This is a genomic window from Micromonospora sp. SD12 (assembly GCF_052068495.1).
Lineage (GTDB): Bacteria > Actinomycetota > Actinomycetes > Mycobacteriales > Micromonosporaceae > Micromonospora > Micromonospora echinofusca.
In genome coordinates this window covers 75,992-96,896 of the sequence record NZ_JBQHDF010000016.1, presented here as the reverse complement: position 1 = coordinate 96,896, position 20,905 = coordinate 75,992, and the positions used below count along the sequence as shown (strand labels likewise).

14 protein-coding genes are annotated in these 20,905 nt (G+C 73.9%); 6 read left to right on the top strand and 8 right to left on the bottom strand.

Annotated elements, in window-relative coordinates; all coding sequences use genetic code 11:
• Nucleotides 1–27: 27 nt before the first annotated feature.
• Nucleotides 28–1,533 (bottom strand): aminopeptidase P family protein, encoded by a 1,506-nt coding sequence (locus ACTMS2_RS23880; protein WP_441177384.1) that lies wholly within the window; start codon nt 1,531–1,533, stop codon nt 28–30.
• A 423-nt stretch (nt 1,534–1,956) separates the two neighbouring features.
• On the opposite strand from ACTMS2_RS23880, the gene ACTMS2_RS23875 reads away from it, so the two are divergent.
• Nucleotides 1,957–2,901, top strand: coding sequence for an alpha/beta fold hydrolase (locus ACTMS2_RS23875; protein WP_441177383.1), 945 nt, complete (start codon nt 1,957–1,959; stop codon nt 2,899–2,901).
• 158 nt (nt 2,902–3,059) lie between these two features.
• On the top strand, nt 3,060–4,109 hold the full coding sequence (locus ACTMS2_RS23870) for a zinc-dependent alcohol dehydrogenase family protein (protein WP_441177382.1): 1,050 nt from the start codon (nt 3,060–3,062) through the stop codon (nt 4,107–4,109).
• Between the two features lie 57 nt (nt 4,110–4,166).
• Here ACTMS2_RS23870 and ACTMS2_RS23865 read toward each other — a convergent pair whose 3' ends face one another.
• From ACTMS2_RS23865 to ACTMS2_RS23855, 3 genes are all read right to left on the bottom strand, one after another.
• Nucleotides 4,167–4,691, bottom strand: coding sequence for a hypothetical protein (locus ACTMS2_RS23865; RefSeq protein WP_441177381.1), 525 nt, complete (start codon nt 4,689–4,691; stop codon nt 4,167–4,169).
• A gap of 202 nt (nt 4,692–4,893) precedes the next feature.
• Nucleotides 4,894–5,655, bottom strand: coding sequence for a hypothetical protein (locus ACTMS2_RS23860; RefSeq protein WP_441177380.1), 762 nt, complete (start codon nt 5,653–5,655; stop codon nt 4,894–4,896).
• A complete protein-coding gene (locus ACTMS2_RS23855) occupies nt 5,648–6,187 on the bottom strand; it encodes an RNA polymerase sigma factor (protein ID WP_441177379.1) in 540 nt (179 codons plus the stop codon). Before ACTMS2_RS23855 ends, ACTMS2_RS23860 begins: the two co-directional genes overlap by 8 nt.
• A 250-nt stretch (nt 6,188–6,437) precedes the next feature.
• On the opposite strand from ACTMS2_RS23855, the gene ACTMS2_RS23850 reads away from it, so the two are divergent.
• From ACTMS2_RS23850 to ACTMS2_RS23840, 3 genes are all read left to right on the top strand, one after another.
• Nucleotides 6,438–8,258, top strand: a complete 1,821-nt coding sequence (locus ACTMS2_RS23850) for a glycoside hydrolase family 3 protein (protein WP_441177378.1) — start codon at nt 6,438–6,440, stop codon at nt 8,256–8,258.
• A 10-nt stretch (nt 8,259–8,268) separates the two neighbouring features.
• Complete coding sequence (locus tag ACTMS2_RS23845) at nt 8,269–10,074, top strand: serine hydrolase (protein ID WP_441177377.1); 1,806 nt, start codon at nt 8,269–8,271, stop codon at nt 10,072–10,074.
• A 347-nt stretch (nt 10,075–10,421) separates the two neighbouring features.
• Entirely contained in the window at nt 10,422–10,931 is a 510-nt protein-coding gene (locus ACTMS2_RS23840) for a winged helix-turn-helix domain-containing protein (RefSeq protein WP_441177376.1), read from the top strand.
• A gap of 87 nt (nt 10,932–11,018) precedes the next feature.
• Here the strand turns inward: ACTMS2_RS23840 and ACTMS2_RS23835 are convergent, their stop codons facing one another.
• Complete coding sequence (locus ACTMS2_RS23835; RefSeq protein ID WP_441177375.1) at nt 11,019–15,374, bottom strand: S8 family serine peptidase; 4,356 nt, start codon at nt 15,372–15,374, stop codon at nt 11,019–11,021.
• 384 nt (nt 15,375–15,758) lie between these two features.
• Between ACTMS2_RS23835 and ACTMS2_RS23830 the strand changes: the two genes are divergently transcribed.
• Entirely contained in the window at nt 15,759–16,253 is a 495-nt protein-coding gene (locus tag ACTMS2_RS23830; protein WP_441177374.1) for a winged helix-turn-helix domain-containing protein, read from the top strand.
• A 9-nt stretch (nt 16,254–16,262) separates the two neighbouring features.
• On the opposite strand, the gene ACTMS2_RS23825 is transcribed toward ACTMS2_RS23830, so the two are convergent.
• The 3 genes from ACTMS2_RS23825 to ACTMS2_RS23815 all read right to left on the bottom strand — a co-directional run bounded on the left by ACTMS2_RS23825 (nt 16,263) and on the right by ACTMS2_RS23815 (nt 20,901).
• Nucleotides 16,263–17,012, bottom strand: coding sequence for a YqjF family protein (locus ACTMS2_RS23825; RefSeq protein WP_441177373.1), 750 nt, complete (start codon nt 17,010–17,012; stop codon nt 16,263–16,265).
• A gap of 137 nt (nt 17,013–17,149) precedes the next feature.
• The gene (locus ACTMS2_RS23820) at nt 17,150–19,195 is read right to left on the bottom strand and encodes an ABC transporter ATP-binding protein (RefSeq protein WP_441177372.1); all 2,046 of its coding nucleotides are present in this window, start codon (nt 19,193–19,195) and stop codon (nt 17,150–17,152) included.
• Entirely contained in the window at nt 19,192–20,901 is a 1,710-nt protein-coding gene (locus ACTMS2_RS23815) for an ABC transporter transmembrane domain-containing protein (RefSeq protein ID WP_441177371.1), read from the bottom strand. Before ACTMS2_RS23815 ends, ACTMS2_RS23820 begins: the two co-directional genes overlap by 4 nt.
• Nucleotides 20,902–20,905: the final 4 nt, after the last annotated feature.

Here is a 20,905-nt window from a genome sequence, read left to right as displayed (position 1 = left end):
GCGTGCCGGCCGGCAGTGCGCGGTGGCTCAGGCAGTCGCGCCTGAGCGCACCCGGGCGATCCAGGCCTCGACGTCGTCGGCGGTACGCGGCATGGCCGCCGACAGGTTCTCGTGACCGTCCTCGGTGACCAGCACGTTGTCCTCGATACGCACGCCGATGCCGCGGAACTCCTCCGGCGCCAGCAGGTCGTCGGCCTTGAAGTAGAGGCCGGGCTCGACGGTGAGGATCATCCCGGGCTTCAGCTCGCCGTCCATGTAGTCCTGACGCAGCAGCATCTGGCAGTCGTGCACGTCCATGCCGAGGTGGTGGGACGTGCCGTGGACCATCCAGCGCCGGTGCCAGCCGCCCCGCTCGCGGTCCAGGGTCTGCTCCAGGGTCACCCCCTGCGGCAGCAGGCCCCACTCGTGCAGCCGTCGGGCGATGACCACGTTCGCGGCGGCGTGGATGTCGCTGAACTTGTTGCCCGGCTTCACCGCCGCCAGGCCGGCCTCCTGCGCCTCCAGGACCGCTTCGTAGATCTTGCGCTGCACGTCGGTGAAGCGGCCGGTCACCGGCAGGGTACGCGTGATGTCGGCCGTGTAGAGGGAGTCGACCTCGACGCCGGCGTCCACCAGGATGAGGTCGCCCTCGCGGACCGGCCCGGTGTTCTTCGTCCAGTGGATCGTGTTGGCGTGGTCGCCGGAGGCACAGATCGTCTCGTAGCCGATCCCGTTGCCGTCGTGGCGGGCGTACAGGCCGAAGAGGCCCTCGACCCACCGCTCACCGCGCTCCTTGCCGACGGCCTCGGGCAGCCCGGCGATGATCGCCTCGAAGCCCCGGTGGGTGGCGGCGATCGCCTTGCGCATCTCGCCCACCTCCCACTCGTCCTTGCACAGTCGCATCCCCGACAGGTGGCGGGCCAGCTCCTCGTCCGCCTCGTGCTGCTGCGTGACCGACGCGGGCGTCTCCGCCTGGGCCCGGGTCTCGTCGACGAGCCGGGCCAGCTCGCCGTCGGCCCCCCGCACGACCCGCACCACGGTCGCGCCGGCGTCCTTGGCCAGGACGTCCGGGAGCGAGTCGATGTGCCGGGTGCCGAGGCCGAGCCGCTGCTCCAGCTCGCGCATGGTGGGGCGGGGCCCGACCCAGAACTCGCCGAACCGGGAGTCGGCGAAGAACTCCTCGCTGTCGCGCGGGGCCAGCGGCCGGAAGAACAGGATGGCCTCGTGGCCGTCGGGCTTCGGGTCCAGCACCAGGACGCTGTCGGGCTCGGTGTCGAACCCGAGGCCGGTCAGCCAGGCGAAGGCCGTGTGCGGACGGAAGGTGTAGTCGGTGTCGTTGCTGCGCACCTTGAGGCCGCCGGCGGGGATGATGAGGCGCTCGCCCGGGAACCGCCGTGACAAGGCCGCCCGGCGACGGGCCGCGTGGTCGGCGACCTCCGCGCGCGGGACAGGAGCCGCATCCGGACTGGCCCAACCGGAGGCGATGAAAGCGCGAAATTCGTCGCTCGTCGGGGTGTTGCGGTGGCTGGCTTTCACCTGCTCGTCGCTTGTCATGGTCGATATCCTGCCACGCGCCGCGAAGCGTCGGCAAAGCCGCCGTAACCCTTCACCGCTCCCCCGGACGTGCCCCGCCGGCACGGTCGCCACCGCGGCGTGTCGCGGGCGGGGGCGGGTATCGACGTTTGTGTCGGCGGCGCGGGCCGAGGCATTTTGCCGGAACGCCACAATCGATCGACGCCTTGACATCCGTTGTAACCTTTCCGCAGCCGTTCGATCGGCCTCCCAGGCGCGCTGGTGAAAGCCGCCGTTTCCGCTTTGTTTGATGATCCGACCGTCCGATCTGGTCGCCAACTCACGGAAAGCGAAGTGCCCATGAATTTGTCTGCGTCGAGTTCTGCCACAGAACAGGATCCCGGCCGTGGTTCGCGTCGTCGCCTCGGGCGGATCGCCGTCGCGGCGGCCCTCGGTGTGGCGCTCGTGGGCGGGGCCGGCGCCGGGGCTGCCGCCGTCGCACCCGCCCCGGAGCCCGCCGCTCCGGCGACAGTGGGCGTGCAGGCCGTACGCCAGGGCAACGTCACGGTCGACGGCGCGACCCTGCGCTACACCATGACCGGCAGCGGCTCGCCGCTGGTGCTGCTGCACGGGTGGCCGCAGACGTCGTGGGCGTGGCACGAGGTGCTGCCCACCCTCGCCCGGCAGCACACCGTGATCACGTTCGACCTGCCCGGGCTGGGTGCCTCCACCGTCCCGGCCGGCGGCTACGACAAGGCGACCACGGCGCGGCGGATCCGCCAGGCGGTCAACCAGCTCGGCTTCACCCGGGTGGCCCTGATCGGTCACGACCTCGGTGCGATGGTCGCCTACAACTACGCCCGCGACTTTCCCACGGAGGTCACCCGGATCGGCGTCGTCGAAAGCCCGCTGCCGGGCTTCGGGCTGGAGAACTTCTACGGCGTCAGCTGGCACTTCCTCTTCAACGCCTCACCCGCGCCCATCCCCGAGCGCATCATGGACAACGAGGACGTCCCGACCTATCTCGGAATGCTCTTCGACCGCACGCAGCATCCGGAGGCGATCGACCGCAGCGTCTACTACCGCGCGTATTCCGACCCGGCGAAGCGGACGGCGGGATACGAGTACTACCGGGCGCTGAAGGCCGACGCCGCCGACAACCAGGCCCAGGCGCAGGCGAAGCGCCTGACCATGCCCGTGCTGGCCATGGGGGCCCAGGCCGTCTTCGGGCCGGCCGTCGCCGCCTCCTACCAGCAGGTGGCCGCCGACGTCCGTACCGTCGTCGCCCCCGACACCGGCCACTGGATCCCCGAGGAGAACCCCGCCTTCTTCAGCGCCTGCGCGTTGCTGTTCTTCGGACCCGCCACCGGCACCCCGGCCAGCCCCGAGCTCACCGGCTGCGCCCCCTGACCGGAGCCCGTCCACGCGTACCGCGTCACGGCGAGGACGACCCGGGGCGGGCGGTGGCGACGCCGCCCGCCCCGGTCGCTTTCCCGCCGTGCTCCGCGTTGCGGTCCGCCCGCCCGCGGCGTCACGCCCGCGGGTCGTGACGTGTGAGGATGCGGCGCATGCGTGCCGTCATCTTCGACGAGTTCGGTGCCCGCCCCGAGGTCCGCGACGTCCCGGAGCCGGTGCCGCCGCCCGGGGGCGCGGTCGTGCGCGTCGAGGCGACGGGGTTGTGCCGCAGCGACTGGCACGGCTGGCAGGGACACGACCCCGACATCCGTCTGCCACACGTCCCCGGCCACGAGTTCGCCGGCGTCGTCGCGGCGGTCGGTGCCGGCGTACGCGGATGGCGGCCCGGCGACCGGGTCACCGCGCCCTTCGTCTGCGCGTGCGGGCGGTGCCCGGCCTGCCTCGCCGGCGACCAGCAGGTCTGCGAGCGGCAGACGCAGCCGGGCTTCACCCACTGGGGCTCGTTCGCCCGGTACGTGGCGGTGCACGACGCCGACGTCAACCTCGTCCGGCTGCCGGACGAGCTGGACTACCCGGCCGCGGCGGCGCTCGGGTGCCGCTTCGCCACGGCCTTCCGGGCCGTGGTCGGCCAGGGGCGGGTCGCGGCCGGCGAGTGGGTCGCGGTGCACGGCTGCGGCGGGGTGGGGCTCTCCGCCGTGATGATCGCGGTGGCCTGCGGGGCCCGGGTGGTGGCGGTCGACGTCGCCCCCGGCGCGCTCGAACTGGCCGCGGGCTTCGGGGCGTCGGTGTGCGTGGACGGCGCCGTCCTGACCGGGCCCGGCGCGGTCGCGGCGGCGGTCCGCGAGGCGACCGGCGGCGGGGCCCACCTGTCCCTCGACGCGCTCGGCAGCCACGCCACCTGCGCCGCCTCGATCGAGAGCCTGCGGCGGCGCGGGCGACACGTGCAGGTCGGGCTCCTGCCCGCCGCCCAGGGCCGCCCGGCCCTGCCGATGGATCGGGTGATCGCCCACGAGCTGGAGCTGCGGGGCAGTCACGGCATGCCCGCGCACGCCTATCCGGAGCTGCTCCGGCTGGTCACCGCCGGTGTGCTGCGCCCCGCCGAGCTGATCACCCGCACCATCGGCCTCGCGGAGGTGCCGCAGGCGTTGGCCACGATGGACCGCCCCGCGCCCGGCGGGATGTGCCTCGTCGAACCCCGGTGACCGGGCGGCGGCCCGGCGGGCGGGTGCGCTGCCCCGCCCCGGGCCGACCCGCCGGGGTCAGCCGTCCTCGTAGACGAGGTCCATCACGTCGGAGCGCCCCGACCAACGCAGTTCGAGGTGCCAGCAGCCGGCCTGCGGCATGTCCACGATCGACGGGCCCGGGCCGCCGGCGACCTCCCGCGTCACCCGGATTCCGGTGCCGTCCAGGGTGGCGGTGATCCGCAGGGGATCCGCCGGGGCCACGGCGGGGGGTGTCGTGGTGGGGCGGGCGACCCAGAGGATCTTGTTGTTCGTCCCGTTCCTCCTGGCCCTCGTAAGCGGGTGTCCGAACAGGATCGCGACGATCCCGCCGCTAGCGCCGAAGACGTGCGGCATCCGGGTGCTCCCGCTGAACCCGGCGTCCGCCCAGTCGGGCAGCGGCCCCGTCTCCACCCGCGAGCCGCAGCCGGGGGGCGCAGCCGACGCCGCGCCCGTCGGCGCCGCGCGGTCCGGGGAGGCGGCCGGCGCGGCCGGCCGCCCCGCCGTCGTACACCCCGCCAACAGCAGCACCAATGCCAGCGACACCCCGCGTCCTGCACCCATCCCATGCCTCCCGACGTCCCACTCGTGCGTGCACAGTCAGGACACCGGCCGGTTCCCCGAGGTTCCCCCGGGCGGGCCACGGGATCGGCGCGCCGGGTCCGCACCCGGGCCGGCACCGGCACGATTACTCCTACGGTCCGTTTCATGAACCGTGACCGCTGCGCCGGCTCCTCGACGGCCGGCACCACTTCTGAAACGCGCCCTAACCCAGCGAGCGGGCGATCTCGAGCGCCTCGGGCCTGGTGAGGTCGCCTTCGAGCCGGTAGCTGACGCCGGCCTCCTGCCAGATCAGGGTCGACGCGGCGAGACGCGCGGTCTGGACCCGGACGGTGCCGTCGCGGTCCACGTAGGACACGGCGTGCGGGGCGTCGATCCAGACGGCGAAGTCGCCGTTGACCTGCACCCAGCTGGCTCCCGGCGCGGTGGTCTCCTTGTGGAAGACCAGGTCGAGACGGCCGTCGAAGGCGTCGAGGCGCAGCGCGCCCGCACGGTAGAGCAGCGTCGCCACGCGGTGGAAGCCCTCGCCGTCCGGGTCGGCGACCAGCACCCGCTCGGGCGGGCCCAGCACCTTCGGCGTACGGAGGGGAAAGCGCACCCCGCGCTGCGCCTCGGCCACGGGTACGGGCCGCTGCGCCGGCAGTGGCGAGGCGGCGCCCGTGGGAGGCGTCGGCTCGGGGCTGGCGGCGACGGTGATGCCGGCGAAGCGCAGCAGCCCGGCGGCGGCGTCGGCGACGGCGGCGCGGCCCGGCGGCAGCATCGCCACGACCGCGACGGCGAGCGCCCCGGCGAGCAGGTGGCGCCACCGACGTCGCCTCGGCACGGGCGCGGCGAGCAGGTCGCGCCACGGGCGTCGCCTCGGTCCGGGCGCGGCGAGGCGGGCGCGCACCCGGGCGGTCACGTCCGGCGGCTCGGGCGTCTGGAGCCAGGCGGACAGGTCCCTCAGTTCGCGTTCGAGGTCATCCACGGCGCACCTCCGCGACGTCGAGCAGGCCGCGAAGCTTCGCCAGCGCCCGGGAGGTGCGCGACTTCACCGTGCCGCGCGGCCAGCCCAGCATCGCCACGGTCTCGTCCTCGCTCAGATCGAGGAAGAACCGGCACACGATCACCTCGCGGTCCTTGACCGGCAGCAGGCGCAGGGCCCGGACCAACGCGGCGCGCCGCTCCCCGGCGAGGACGGTCTCGACGGCGGCGTCCTCGCCGACGTCCGTACGTGGGTCCGCCGCGGCCGCGCGCAGGGCGAGACCGTCGCGCCGGCTGCGCGACCGGTGCAGGTTGCGGGTCTCGTTGGCCACGATCGCCAACAGCCAGGCCCGGAACGACGACTCGCCCCGGTAGCGGGAGATCTTGCGATGGCCCTTCACGAACGCCTCCTGGATGACGTCCTCCGCGTCCGGACCCGCGCCGAGCAGCACCGCCGTGCGGTGTGCGGCGGTGCTGTGCCGGGCGACCAGGAGCTCGTACGCCGTCAGGTCGCCCGCCCGGGCGCGGATGACCAAGTCTTCGTCGTTCAGGGATACCTCCGGTGGGGACGCCTTCATGACACCGCCCGCGCCCTTCGGGTTCCGCCTCGGCGACCGGTTCCGCACGCTGCCGGACGTCATCGGCCCGATGATGCCGGGCCCCGTCCGCACCCCGCCGGTTCTTCCGACGGACGGCGTCGGCCCCCGACGCCCTGTAGCAAACCTTCTTGACGATTCATCGATGCGTAGCTAAGTTTCAGCCATCCGGACTGAGAGGTCGTCGTCGATGAAGGCCCAACTCGTTACCGCGACCGCCCTGGTGGCCACCCTGTCGACCACCCTCGCCCCGCCGCCCGTCCAGGCCTCCCCCACACCCGAGCGCCCGCCCGGCGGCGAGCACGGCTGGGTCACCTCGACCCTGCGGCACATGAGCCTGCCGCAGAAGGTCGGTCAGCTCTTCGCCACCTACGTCTACGGCGGTGACGCCACCGAGCCCACGGCCGCCGACCGCGCCGCCAACCGCGCGGCGTTCGGCGTCGAGACGCCGGCGGAGGTCGTCGACCAGTTCCACCTCGGCGGCGTCTGCTACTTCTCGTGGTCGCACAACCTGGACAGCCCGCGCCAGATCGCGACCCTCTCCAACGGACTGCAGCGGGCCGCCGTCGGCGACGGCACGAAGGGCCGCGTACCCCTGCTCATCTCCACCGACCAGGAGCAGGGCGTGGTGCTGCGGATGCCCGCCCCCGCCGCGCAGTTCCCCGGGTCGATGGCCCTGGGGGCCGGGCGCTCGCCCCGGGCCGCACGCGAGGCCGCGGAGATCACCGGGCGCGAGCTGCGTGCGGTCGGCATCCACCAGCCGTACGCGCCGATCGCCGACGTCAACGTCGACCCCGGCAACCCGGTGATCGGCGTACGCTCCTTCGGCGCCGACCCCACCCTGGTGGCCGACCTGACCGCCGCCCAGGTCGCCGGGTTCCAGGACGGCGCCGGCGCGACGGCGGTGGCGAAGCACTTCCCCGGGCACGGCGACACGGCCACCGACAGCCACACCGACCTGCCCGTCATCGACCACACCCGCCAGGAGTGGGACCGCATCGACGCGCCACCGTTCCGGCGGGCCATCGACGCGGGTGTCGAATCGATCATGACGGCGCACATCGTGGTACCCGCGCTCGATCCCTCCGGCGACCCGGCCACGCTGTCCCCGACGATCCTCACCGGCGTACTGCGCGGCGAACTCGGCTTCCGGGGAGTCGTCGTCACCGACGCGCTGAACATGGCCGCCGTGCGGCGCAAGTACGGCGACGACCGGGTGCCCGTGCTGGCGCTCAAGGCCGGCGCCGACCAGCTCCTGATGCCGCCGGACCTGCGGCTGGCGCGGGACGCGGTGCTGCGGGCCGTCGCCACCGGCGAGCTGACCGAGCGGCGCATCGACGAGTCGGTCCGGCGCATCCTCGCGCTGAAGTACCGGCAGGGCCTGGCCCGTTCACCCCTGGTCGACGTCGAGCAGGCCGTACGCACGGTCGGGGCGCCCGCGCACCTCGCCGCCGTGGCGCGGGTCACCGACCCGACCCTCACCGCCGTGCGCAACGACGCCGGGCTGCTCCCGCTTCGCCCCGGGCGGCGCTCGGTGCTGGTCACGGGCTGGAACAGCGCCGCCTTCGCGCCGGTGGAGACCGTGGCCGGCGGATTCACCGCCCGGGACGCCCGGGTGACCGCCCGCCCCGTGACCCTGCCGTCGGACAAGGTGATCACCGAGACGGCCACCCTGGCCGCCGAGCACGATCTCACCGTCGTGCTGACCAACAAGGCGTGGGACACCGTCGTCACCGATCCACGCGGCACCCAGCAGCGGCTGGTCGCCGCCCTGCTCGGCGCGGGCAGGCCCGTGGTGGTGGTCGCGGTCCGGGATCCCTACGACATCGCGTACCTGCCGGGCGTGAGCACCTACCTGGCGACCTACTCGTACACGCGGGCCGCGATGGACGCCCTCGTCCGCGCGCTGCACGGCGAGCTTTCCCCCCGTGGCCGGCTGCCCGTCACCATCGCCACGGCCGACGGCTCGGGCACCGTGCTGCACCCCTACGGCCACGGCACGAGCTGGTAGGAGGCAACCCATGTCGTCGCTGCGCCCGCTCGCGTTGCGCCCCCTCGCGCTCGGCCTGGCCGTGGCCGTGTCGGGCGCGACCCTCGCCCCCACGGCCGCCGGGGCCGCACCGCCGCCGGCCGGTTCGGCACCGCCGAGCGTCACGCCCGCCGACATCCACTTCCGGCACGACACGCTGCGCCCCGGGCACGCCCGCGAGGTCGGCCTGCTGCCGGAACACGTGGACCGCATGCCCGCCGACCTGGCGGCGTACCTCGCCCCGACGCCGGACCACCCCAGCCATCCCGCGTACGCCGGCGCCGTGGTCCTGGCGGCCAAGGACGGCGTGGTCGTGCAGCACGCCGCGGTGGGTTCCGCCGTGAGGTACGCGGCCGTCGGCCCGCCGCCCGGGCTGGTCGGGGTGGAACTCCCCGCCGACGAGCAGATCCCGATGCGGCCCGACACCATCTTCGACCTGGCCTCGGTGTCGAAGCTGTTCACCGCCGTCGTGACCATGCAGCAGGTCGAGCGGGGACGCGTGGACCTCGACGCGCCGGTCGCCCGGTACGTCCCCGAGTTCGCGGCCGGCGGGAAGGAGACCGTCACCGTACGGATGCTGCTCACCCACACCTCGGGGCTGCCCGCCTTCGCGCCACTGTGGAGCAGGTACGCCACGCCGGCCGAACGGTTCGCCGCCGCGCTCGCCACGCCGCTCACGGCCGGCGTGCGGCCCGGTACCCGCTACGTGTACTCAGACCTCGGGCTGATCGCGCTCGGCGTGCTGGTGGAGCGGGTGAGCGGCCGGCCGTTGGACGCGCTCGTCGCCGACGACGTCACGGCGCCGCTGGGCATGACCGACACGGGCTACAACCCGGAGCCGCAGCGGCGCTCGCGGACCGCCGCCACGGAGTACCAGCCGTACGCCGGGCGGGGCATGGTGCACGGCGAGGTGCACGACGAGAACGCGTGGTCGCTCGGCGGTGTGGCCGGGCACGCGGGGGTCTTCTCCACGGCGGCGGACCTGGCCGTGCTCTGCCAGACCCTGCTCAACGGCGGCGAGTACCGCGGGCGACGGATCCTGCGCCCCGACACGGTGCGCGCCATGCTGGTCAACCACAACGCCCCGCTGGAGCAGGCCTATCCCGAGAGCGACCGCGGGCTGGGCTTCGAACTCGACAAGCACTGGTACATGGCGGGGCTCTCCTCCCCGGTGGCGTTCGGACACACCGGCTTCACCGGGACGTCGATCGTCGTCGACCCCCTCTCCCACTCGTTCGTCATCCTGCTCAGCAACCGGGTGCACCCCGATCGCGGCTGGGGCAGCAACAACGTCGCCCGGCGCGCCGTCGCGCGCGACCTCGCCGAGGCGGTGCCGGTGCGGCCCCGCTCCCGCGAGGCCTGGCGCGCCGACCCGCGCGACCTCGCCACGGCCACCCTCACCGCCCCGCTGCGTCGGGCGGCGCGGGGCGGCACGGCCAGTTTCCTGCTCTGGTACGACACCGAGCCCCGCTACGACAGCGCCCGCGTGGAGGTCTCCACCGACGGGGGTACGACCTGGGCGCCTGCGCCGATGGTGCTGCGCCACTCAGACCGGCGCTGGAGCAGCGACGGCACGGTCACCGGCTTCGGCGGCCGGGTCTGGTGGCAGGTCTCGGTCGAGCTGCCCGTACGGGCGACCCACCTGCGCTTCAGCAGCACGACCGACTCCTCCAGCCAGGGCCGGGGCGTCTACGTCGATCGGATCGTGGCGGCGGACCGGGACGGGCTCCTCTTCGCGGGCGAGGGCGGCGACGCCGCCCGGCTCGTTCCCGCCGGCTGGTCGCCCGCCCGCACCTGACCCGGTCGCCGTGGCCCCCGGGCCGCGTCGGCCCGCGCCCGGTTCGACGTGGCGGCGCAGGGCCGGCCGCCGCGGACGGGCCCGGCACGGGTCGGCTCAGCGCGTACGGGCGGGCGGGTCGGGCGCTGCCGGTCGTCGGACGCCCTCGCACGCCCCCAGGTAATGGGGCAAGTCGGCACGAAGGGCCCTGCCCCTACTCCGACCGGGAAATGCAAGCAATTTATGGACGCCTACATGTCACTGTTTTTAACCGCAGCGAGACGCGACGTCACTAGGGTCAGTGGACCCATCGATCGGCGTCGTGGCGAGATCCGTCCCGCCGTGGTGGGGCACCGGAAGGGGTGGGAATGAGGGGGGTGGCTCCGCTGGTCATCGGCATCGCCTCCTCGCCGGCCGAACGCAGGCGGCTCGCGCGTCTGCTCGGCGGGACCGAGGCGTTCCTCATCGTCTCGAGCGTCGCTCAGGCGCGTACGTTCCTCGGCGTCGCCGGGACGCCCCCGGTGGCGCCGGCGGCCCCGACGGCGCCCACCGCGCCGGCCGGGCCCGTGGCGGGACCCGCGACACCGCCGCCGGCCGACCTGAGCGTCGACTCCGACCGACGGGTGCTGCGCTGGCTGGACCGCGAGGTCGAGCTGACCCGGCTGGAGCACGACTTCCTGCGCTGCCTGGTCGGCGCGCCGGGGCAGGTCTGGACCTACGAGCGGCTGCACCTGGAGGTCTGGGGCAACGTGCACCTCGGGCGGGGCTCCGACATGCACTCGGTGGTCCGCCGGGTGCGGCACAAACTCGCCCGGCTGGACGCCTCGGCGTCGATCCACGCGGTCCGCGGGGTCGGCTTCCGCCTCGCCCCGGTCTGAGGGCCGGGACCCTCCTCGACAGCCGACGCGGTCCGGCCCGCCTGGTCGGAAACCAGGCGGGCCGGACCTGTCAGCCGACGGTCGGGGTCAGCAGCGTACGGGCGACAACGCGAAGTCCTCCACCGTGGGGGTGGCGGTGTTGATCCTCGTCTGGCGGGTCTGGGGCTTCCAGCCGTCCTTGGCGACGATCATCGTCAACGGGTTGTTCCGACGGTCCATCCAGTAGGCGTACCTGCCCTCGGCGTCCGTGGAGAACGTCCAGGACATCGCCCACGAGTCGACCTGCACGGTGGCACCGGGGATCGGCGAGCTGGCGCCCTGGCAGCTCGTCCCGGTGACCGTACCCATCAGCTTGCCCCAGGTCGTCGGCTGCAGCACGTTCAGCGTGACCGCGACCGGCTCCACCGTGTAGGGGGTGTTCTCCTTGATGGCGACCGAGGCGGTGTAGGTGCCGGGCTGGTCCACGTTCGCGGACATGCCGACGTTGACCGTGACGGCCTGGCCCGGCGCCAGGGTGGCCGCCGTCTTGTCGATCGTCATCCAGCTGACGTCGGCGGTGCTGGCGGCGCACTCCTCGAAGCCGGGCAGCGCCTCGCTGTCCCGCGTCGCGGTGAAGCCGCCGGAGGAGCCACCGACCTTGTAGAAGCCGCACGCCGCGCCGCCACGGTAGCGGGCGGTGTTGGCGTTCGGCAGGCTCGACCACGAGGAGGTGGCCGGGTCGTAGGCGAAGCCGACGTTGGTGATGGCACCGCCCTGCGAGCCGCCGACGACCAGGAACTTGCCGTTGGCCACGGCGAACGAGCTGGCCCAGTTGTCGGCCGGCGCGTCCGCGATGGCCGTCCAGGTGTTGGCGCCCGGGTCGTAGGCGTAGCTCGCCTTCTGCGCGGCGGAGCCGTCGTTGCCCCCGGTGCAGTAGACGATGCCGTCGATCCCGCCGCAGGAGAGGAAGGCCACCGACTTCGGGTAGTCGGCCAGGGTCTCCCAGCTGTCGTCGGCCGGGTCGTAGCGCACGACGTCGTTCGACATCGGCGTGCAGGACGCCGTGGTGCAGCCGCCGATGGCGTACAGCTTGCCGCCCGCGACCGCCTGGCCCGCCGCGGAGCGCGGCGCGGGGTTGTCGGCCTTCTCCGTCCAGGTGTTGGCCGCCGGGTCGTACGACCAGGTGGTGCCGTCCGGGCCGGCCGCCGCCCAACCGCCGGTCGCGATGATCTTTCCGTCCAGGACGCCCACCGTCATGGCGGTACGCGCACCGGGCAGATCGGCGATCGCGGTCCAGGTCTGCGCGACCGGGTCGTAGGCGTAGTTCTTCGCCGAGGACGCCGAGCCGGTGCCGCCGGCGATGGAGTACACCTTGCCGCCGAGGTTGACCACCCGGTTGTCCATCACCACGGCCGGATAGTTGGCGATGTCGGTCCAGGGCGCGGCCTGCGGGCCGGCCTCGGGCGACGCCGCCGCCGTCGACTTGCCGGACGTCTTCGCCGCGAACGAGGTCGGGACCTCGAGCCGCTGCACCGGCGCGCCCTGGGAGCCGAGCACCTCCTGCTTGCTCATCCGGGACCCGTCGGCCCGCAGCAGCTCGAACCCGCCGGCCCGCTCACTGAACTCGACGGCGACCGGGGCCCCGCCGGTGTTGGTCACCGTGAACGACTTGGTGACCTTGCCGCTGGGCATCCGGGCCGTGCCGGTGACCTGGGCCGGCGTGACCGACAGTCGGCCGGCCGCGAGCTGGAAGTTCGCCGCGGTGGCCCAGTCCGCCTGGACGTCGACCTGCTTGCTCTGGCTGACGTAGCTGCCGGCCCGGGCGGTGAACCTGTGGGTGTCCGTCAGCGTCGAGAACAGCCAGTAGAAGCCGTCCGCGAGCCCCGGGTCGTCCGGCGTCGCCACGGTGGTGGCCTTCTCCGTCGGCCGGTCGTCGCTGGTGACGGTGGCGCCGTTGACGTAGCCGTTGTCGTTCCTGTCACGCACGTGGCCGAGCACCAGGCCGCCGTCGATCGGTTCGCAGGTGAGCTGGCTGCCGATCAGCACGTTGTCGACCGACCACCACCACTCGTACGAGGCGTCGTAGTAGCGGAACCGGACCCGGGCCTGGGCCTGGCCGGCGGCCTGCGGGACGGCGATCTCGGTGACCTTCGGGCCGCGGACGTCGGCGGCCTGCCGGAGCACGTTGGTCCACGTCGTCCCGCCGTCGAGGCTGAGGTCGACGTCCGCACGGTCGCTGCCCAGCCAGTTGTAGTCCTGGTTGAACCGGATGACCGGTGCCGTGACGCCGGTAAGGTCGACGACCGGGCTGACCAGCGAGGTGTCCTGCTTGCCGCCGGAGCCGTACTCGTCGCTGTCGATGATCGCGAAGTTGCCGGTGCCCCCGGTCAGGTTGCCCCGGGCGCCGTCGTCGGTGAACTTCCAGACCTGGCCGCTGCCCGCGTGGTCCACCACGGACCAGCCGGCCGGCACGGTGCTGCCGTCGAAGGTCTCGTACTCACCGTCGGAGCCGAACCGGTAGCCCGGCGCCGTGGTGCAGGCGTTGGTCTGCACCGGCACTGCCACGTTGGCCGTGGCGTTGCCCGCGCCGACCACGACCTGCTTGTTCACCGTCTGGTAGCCCGGGTACTGCGACTCGACCTTCAGGTTGTAGGTGGTGCCGGCCGGCAGCTTGAGGCTGTAGCGGCCGTTGACGGGCGTGGTGTAGTCGGACACGCCCGACTGACCCTCCACGGTGACCTTCGCGTAGAGCGGCCAACCGTGCCCGGACCCGTCGGTGACGGTTCCGCTGACGGTGACGCTCGGCACCGCGGTCAGCGCCACGTCGAGCGTCGTGGTCGCGTTGCGGGCGACCGCCGCCGGAACGGTCTTCGCCTGGTAGCCGAACGCCGCCACGGCGACCTGGTAGTCGCCGACCGGCAGCAGCGACGAGTAGGTGCCGTCCGCACCGGTGGTCAGCTCGCGGTCGGCGGCGCCGGTCAGGCTCACCGTGGCGCCCGCGATCGGGGCGCCGGTGGTCGCGTCGGTGACCTTGCCGGCCAGCGTGCCGCTGTCGCCGATCGGGGCGCCGTTGAGCAGGGCGAGCGCGTCCAGCCGGCCCTCGCCGAACACGTTGTTGTCGTCGGCGGTGCCGCCGCACTGCGCGTCGGCCTTGTCGATCGCCGAGTTGTCGAGCAGCGCGCGGGTGGCGGTGACGTCGCCGACGAGCGCCGGCGCGGCGGACCACAGCAGCGCGATCGCGCCGGCGAGGTGCGGGGCGGCCATCGAGGTGCCGTTGTAGCTGGCGTAGCCGCTGCCCGGAATGCTCGACCGGACGTTCACGCCGGGCGCCGCGATGTTGGGCTTGATCTCGCCGTTCTGGCCGGCGCCCCGGGACGAGAAGCTGGCGATGTTGTTGTTGACGTCGTAGGCGCCCGCCGAGTAGTTGCTGACCAGGCTGCCCGGTGAGCCGCTGGTCTGGCACGCCGAACCGCTGTTGCCGTTGGACCAGACGCCGAAGATGCCCGACGCGGTCCACGCCAGCGTCACGTCCTCCATGAACGGGTCGTTGGAGGGCAGCGTGGTTCCCCACGAGTTGTTGATGATGTTCGGCCGCTTGCTGGCGTCCGGGTTCTGGCCGTTGAGGTCCGTCGGCTCGAGCATCCACTGCCCGGACGTGACCAGGGCCGCGTCGCTGGGGCAGCAGCCGTTGGCCGCGATCCACTTCACCTCGGGGGCGACACCGATCTGGTTGGCTCCGTCGGCGCCGGCCATCGTGCCCATCGTGTGCGTGCCGTGGCCGTTGGTGTCGCAGGGCGCGGCGCAGGAGCCGGCGGCGCGGAACCAGTTGTAGTTGTGGTCGAACGTGCCGTCGCCGTTGTTGCCCCGGTAGGAGTTCACCAGCGCGGGGTGGTTGAACTGGACGCCGGTGTCGATGTTGGCCACCGTGATGCCGGCGCCCTTGACGCCGTACTGGGACCAGACGTCGTCGGCGTTGATGTTCGCGATGCCCCACTCGAGGGCGTTGACCGTCTTCTCGTCGGTGCCCTTGGTGACCTCGGGCACCTCGTAGGCGACCGGGGCGTACAGGCCCTCGACCTCGGCGTGCGCGGCGAAGCTCTGCGCCATCGTCAGGGAACCGCCGCTGACCTTGATCGCGTTGGTCGCCCAGAAGGTCTCGTACTTCGTTCCGGAGCCGTCGAGCTCGGCGCGGATCTTGGACTGGCTGTTGGCGGCGGTCTTCTTCAGCGCGTCGGCGACGGCGGTCCCGCGCTTGGCCCAGTCCTTGATCGCCGCGGCCTCGCCGAGGTCGGCCCGGTCCTTGAAGCGGATCCAGAAGTCGCCCTCGGTCTTGCCCTGGAGCTCCTTCGTGAGCTCCGGCCGGATCTTGTCGGACGGGGAGGCCTGTGCGCCTGACCCGGTCGCGGCCAGGCCTGTCGCGGCGAGGATCATCGCCGCACCGGCGCTGACCAGGGATCTGGCCAAGCGCCTCGTGGGTGGACGTGTGAACATTCGGTGGTGCCTCCTCCAGAACGACCCAGAGTGGAACGAGCCATGGTGGAGGGCGCAGGGGCCCGGCTCCGTTCGGATGATCGGGATCCGGCCCCTCCATGCCCCCCAAGGCACCGCGCGGGTCACGCCGGCTGCCCGTCTGGACACTATGATCGACAAGAATGGACGATCAAGAACTTGCCGTAAGCAATTTGTCACTAGGTGTTGGCCGGCGAATGGGGCGCTTGCCGACATCTGTCAGGGCCATGACGAAGATGGGCAGAGGCTGTCCATAGTTTCCGGGTGGGTGCTGTGGGGGCACACGACGAAGGCACGGTGCCGGACGGTCCAGATCCGGCCGACGAACCCTTTCCGCTGGTGATCGCGGTGACACCGTCGCCGGCCGAGCGGATACGACTGGCCGAACGCCTGGAGGGCGTCGCGCCGCTGCTGCTGGTGGCCGACCTCGACGAGCTGCGCAGGCTGATCGCGGTCCCGCCGCGGCTGCCGGCCCAGCCGTCCTCGCCGGCTCCGGCCGACACGCCGGGCGCGACGGACGACGACGCGCTGCTGATCGACTCGGCCCGGTCGACGGCCCGCAGCCGGGGCCGCGAGGTCGGCCTCACGCGGCTCGAACACGACCTGCTGTCCTGCCTGACCACCGAGCCGATCCGGGTCTGGAGCTACGCCGAGCTGCACCGCTCGGTCTGGCGCGACGAGGGGCGCGAGCGCAGGGCGGACGTGCAGTCCCTGGTCAAGCGGCTGCGGCGCAAGCTCCACGACCTCGGCACCGGGGTGGCCATCGACGCGGTGCGCGGCGTCGGGTTCCGGCTGACCGACCATCAGCAGCCGAGGGTCAGCGGTTCCGGCTGACTGCCTGACTTAGGCAGACCGCGCCCGGCGCAGGCTGACCGGTGGACCGAAGCGCACCGGGACGCCGGGGGAATACAGCACGCTGACCGGCGCCCCGACGGGTGCCGGCAACCCGGCGGCCGCGACCAGCTCGTCGTCGAGGTGCAGCAGTTCCGCGCGGTGCAGCGGCCAGCGCGGATGCCAGTTCGGCAGGTGCAGCGTCCGCCCGTACGCCCGGGTGTGCAGCCCCCAACGGGCGGTCACGAAGTGCTCCAGCGGGGTCGGGTCGGCGATCGGCTCCCCCACCCGCACCACCATCCGGCTGGTCGCACCGGCCGGGCCGGGCCACCGGCGCCGGCACCGGTAGGTGAAGCGGTCGCCGTCGCGCTCCAGCCGCATCGCCGACCACATGTACGGCAGCCGCAGCGTCGCCCGGGCCACCAGCACGGGAACCAGCCGCGACGCGTCCAGCGAGCGGAACACCACCGCCCGCCGGCCGGTGTCGTCGACCGAGTAGAGCCGGACGTTGGTCTCCCAGAAGCTGCCGAGGTACGGCACACCCGGCCCGCGCCCGAGGCCCAGCCCCACCATCCGGAAGCCGATCAGCCCGACGTGACTGACCCCGTCGAGGGTGTCGGGGCGCGTGCCCGCGGGCAGCAGCGGCGCGACGAGTTCCGGCGCGACCGCCCAGTGCAGGAACGTCAGATCGTCCCAGCGCTGCCGCAGGAGCGCCCGCGGGAACGCCTGCCCGGGCGCCGAGTCGACCGGCTCGATGTCCACGTACCCCATCCTGCCCCGCGTCGGCGGGCGACGTCACGCGGGCGGCGCCCGGCCCGTCGCCTTTGAGCCGTCGCCGGCTACGCGGGGTCTGGATCTCGCCGACGCCCGTAGGGAGATCGACGGTCACCTCGCCCGACTCACGCCGGGGCGTGGGTAGCGCCGACACCCCGGTCCGGCGCCGCGTCCAGCCGCGCCCGACGGGCGGCGCCCTCCTCGCCGTCGCGCTCCTTCGGGAGTACGGGAACGGGCGTGCGCCACGACTGCCACAACCGGCTGTACCCGCCCCCGGCCGCCAGCAACTGCTCGTGCGTACCGTGCTCGACGACGCGCCCGTGTTCCAGGACGACGATGCGGTCCGCGGTGGCCGCCTGGCTGAGGCGGTGCGCGACGATCAGCGTGGTGCGGCCCTCGGTGGCCGCCGTGGCGGCGCGCTCGAGGTCGCGCGCGCCGGCGCTGCCGGCCTCCGCGGTGGCCTCGTCGAGGACCGCGACGGCGGGGTCGGCGAGGACGAGACGGGCCAGGGCGAGCTGCTGGGCCTGGGCGGCGGTGAGCTGCCGTCCGCCCTCCCCCACGCACGTGTCCAGCCCGTCCGGCAGCGTACGCAGCCAGTCGGTGACGCCGACGAGGTCGAGGGCGGCGGTCACCTCGGCGTCGGTGGCCTCGGGGTCGGCCAGGCGCAGGTCGTCGCCGAGCGTTCCGGCGAAGACGTGCACCTCCTGGCTGATCAGGGCGATCTCGCGACGGACGCGGTGCTCGTCCAGGTCCCTCAGCGGCACGCCGCGCAGGCTGACCGCGCCCCGGGTCGGCGCGATGATCCCGGCGGCGATGCCGGCGAGCGTGCTCTTGCCCGCCCCGCTCGCCCCGACGAGCGCGACGCGCTCGCCGGGCGCCAGGCTGAGGGCGACGTCGCGCAGCACGACGGGCCCGTCGTCGTAGCGGTGCCGCTCGACGACCACCTCCAGCGCCGCAGGTGCCGAGCCGGCCCGCCCTGCGGACCGTCGGGGCCGGCCTGCCCCGGACCCGTCGGGCGGCGCGATGTCGGGCGCGGGGCCGACGGACGCTGAACTGTCGGGCGCGGAGCCGCCTGGCGACGCGGAGCCGGCGGACGCGGAGCCGGGCGCGGCGGCGGGCACGGAGCCGTCGTCAGGCGAGGAGCCGACGGGCGAGGCGGCGGCGGGCAGCGCGGTGACGCCGACGAGCCGGGCGAGGCTCGCCCCGGCCTGGAGCACGGAGTCGGACTGGAGCAGCAGCAGGCCGATCGGGTTGAACAGGCGGTGGAAGTAGAGGGCCGCGGTCGTCGCCGCGCCCACGGTGGCCAGGTCGTCGCGCACCAGCAGGAAACCGGCGAGCAGGACGGCGGCGAGGCCGACGAACTCCGACCGGTTGATCCGCAGCCCGAACCGGGTGTGCAGGTTGAAGATCTCCAACGACAGGTTGCGGGCGGCGACGGAGCGATCGGCGATCCCGCCGACGTGCGCGTCCTCCAGCCGGTAGGCGCGCACGGTCGCCGAGCCGCGCAGCGCCCCGGCCATGGCCTGGGTCCGCTCGCCCGTCGCGACCCGTTCGCGCGCGTAGTACGGCACCGAGCGCCTCAGGTACCAGCGCAGCGCCAACGCGTAGGCGGGGGCCGCTGCCAGCCCGGCAAGACCGAGGCGCCAGTCCAGGGCGAAGAGCCCCAACGCGGTCAGCACGATGGACAGCAGCGCGCCGAGGAAGGCGGGGCCGCTGGTGGCGATCACGTTCGTCACCACGGCCACGTCGTCGCCGGCGCGGGCCACCAGGTCCCCGGTGCCGGCCCGCTCCAGCGTGGCCGACGGCAGGTGCAGGGCGCGGTCGAGGACCCGCTCCCGCAGCCGCGCCAGCACGGTCTCGCCGAGGCGTGCGGTGAGCGCGGCGCCGATCGCGGTGAGGACGCCGGCGAGCACGGCGGCGCCCGCGATCACGCCCGCCCAGGCCACGATCCGGGGCGTGTCGGAGCCGGCGATGACGTCGTCGACGAGGCGGCCGAGCACCCATGGGGCGACCAGCCCGGTCGCGGCGGCGGCGACCAACAGGGTGGTGGCGGCGGCGCTGAGGCCGGGCAGCCGGGCGAACTCGGCCCGAAGCGCCGCCCAGGTCTGCCGGGCGGTGGCCGTGGGCAGCAGCTGCCTCGACGCGGCGCCGACTGCGGACTCGTCGGTCATCGCAGGACCTCCTCCCGGTAGCGGGCGTCACCGGCCAGCAGCTGCTCGTGCGGGCCCTCGGCGACGACCCGTCCACGGTCGATGACGGCCACCCGGTGCGTGCTGCGCAGCAGGGCCGGACTGTTGGTGATCAGCACCGTGCCGCGGGCCGCCGCCGCGCGGGCCGCGGCCAGCCCCTCGGCGAGGTGCGCCTCGGTCACCGCGTCGACCGCCGTGGTGGGGTTGTGCAGCACCAGCACCGGCGGGTCGGCGACGAGCGCCCGGGCCAGCCCGACCCGCTGCCGCTGGCCGCCGGACAGGTTGGCGCCCCGCTCGGTGAGCAGGCGGTCGATGCCGTGCGGGTGCGCGGCGAGCACGTCCTCGGCCGCCGCGGCGCGTACGGCGGCGCGCAGGACCGCCTCGTCGGCGTCGGCGCCGGCGGCGAGGTTGGCACGCAGCGTCCCCTCGAACAACGCCACGTCGTGCGGCTCGACCAGGAGGATGCCGCGTACGGCGTCGATGTGCAGCTCCTCGGCGGGCGTGCCGTCGACGTACAGCGTGCCCCGGTACTCCTCGCGGGGCACGCGGCCGGAGAGCAGCGCCACCAGCGCCTCGGCGTCACCCGGGTCGTAGGCGAGCACGCCGAGGACCTCACCGGCGTCGACCCGCAGGCACAGCCCGTCGAGCCCCGCGTGCCCGATCGTGTCGAGGGCGAGCCGCGCCGGGGCCGGGGCGGGCGGAGCGGCGGAGCCGGGGCGGGTGAGCGGCTCGGCACCCAGCACCCGGGCGACCCGCCCGGCGGAGGCGCGGGCCATGGCGAACAGCTGCACGGACCAGCCCAGCGTCTGCACGGGCTCGGCGATGAACTGGGCCAACCCGACGACGGCGACGAGTTCACCGATGGTGAGCCGGCCCTGGAGCGCGAGCCAGCCGGCGACGCCGGCGACCGCCGCGAGGAAGAGGCCGTTGACGGTGGTGGTGAGCCCGAGGTGCAGGCCCTTGGTGGTGGCGGCGCGCAGGGTGACGTCGAGGGCGTGGCGGCTCGCGGCCGCGTACCGGCGTGCGGCGTGGTCCTGGGCGCCGATGCCGCGCAGCACGCGCAGGCCCGTGACGAGGTCGACGGCGAGCGAGGTGGTGGCGGCGAGGGCCTCCTGCTGCGCGGCGCTGCGCCGGCTGAGCAGCGGCGCCATCCGTTGCAGGGCGACGACCACCAGCGGCACGCCGACGAGCACGCCCAGCCCGAGGGGGACGTCGACGACGAGCAGCGCGACGGCCGCGACCGCGATGGCGGTGAGCGCGGCGGCGCAGAGCCCCGCGACCCGTACGACGAGCGCGGACAACTCGGCGTCGGAGGCGGCGACGGAGAGCAGCTCGCCGTCGCGCATGCCCGAGCGGTTCCCGCGCGGGTCGAGGGCGCTGCGGGCGATCTCGACGCGCAGGAGGTGGGCCTCCTGCTCCAGGGCCGCGTACCCCAGGCGGGCGCCGGTGCGGTAGGCGAAGGCGAGGACGGTGAAGAGGACGGCGAGACCGGCGAGGGAGAGCAGCAGCGCCCGTACGTCCCCGGTGGCGACCGCGCGGTCGATGATCACGCCGATCGCGACCGGGACGAGGGCCTCGGTGGCCTGGTGGGTGCAGAGCAGTGCGGTGCCGGCCACCACGCGACCGCGCTGGCGGCGCAGGGCGCGGCGCAGGACCGCCCCTCCACTGACCTTCTCGGATGTGTGCACGAGC

What these genes read in the sequence shown, in the direction of transcription:
- ACTMS2_RS23880 (WP_441177384.1), bottom strand. Translation starts at nt 1,533, where the DNA reads ATGACAAGCGACGAGCAGGTGAAAGCCAGCCACCGCAACACCCCGACG.
- ACTMS2_RS23870 (WP_441177382.1), top strand. Translation starts at nt 3,060, where the DNA reads ATGCGTGCCGTCATCTTCGACGAGTTCGGTGCCCGCCCCGAGGTCCGC.
- ACTMS2_RS23865 (WP_441177381.1), bottom strand. Translation starts at nt 4,691, where the DNA reads ATGGGTGCAGGACGCGGGGTGTCGCTGGCATTGGTGCTGCTGTTGGCG.
- ACTMS2_RS23850 (WP_441177378.1), top strand. Translation starts at nt 6,438, where the DNA reads ATGAAGGCCCAACTCGTTACCGCGACCGCCCTGGTGGCCACCCTGTCG.
- ACTMS2_RS23845 (WP_441177377.1), top strand. Translation starts at nt 8,269, where the DNA reads ATGTCGTCGCTGCGCCCGCTCGCGTTGCGCCCCCTCGCGCTCGGCCTG.
- ACTMS2_RS23840 (WP_441177376.1), top strand. Translation starts at nt 10,422, where the DNA reads ATGAGGGGGGTGGCTCCGCTGGTCATCGGCATCGCCTCCTCGCCGGCC.
- ACTMS2_RS23820 (WP_441177372.1), bottom strand. Translation starts at nt 19,195, where the DNA reads ATGACCGACGAGTCCGCAGTCGGCGCCGCGTCGAGGCAGCTGCTGCCC.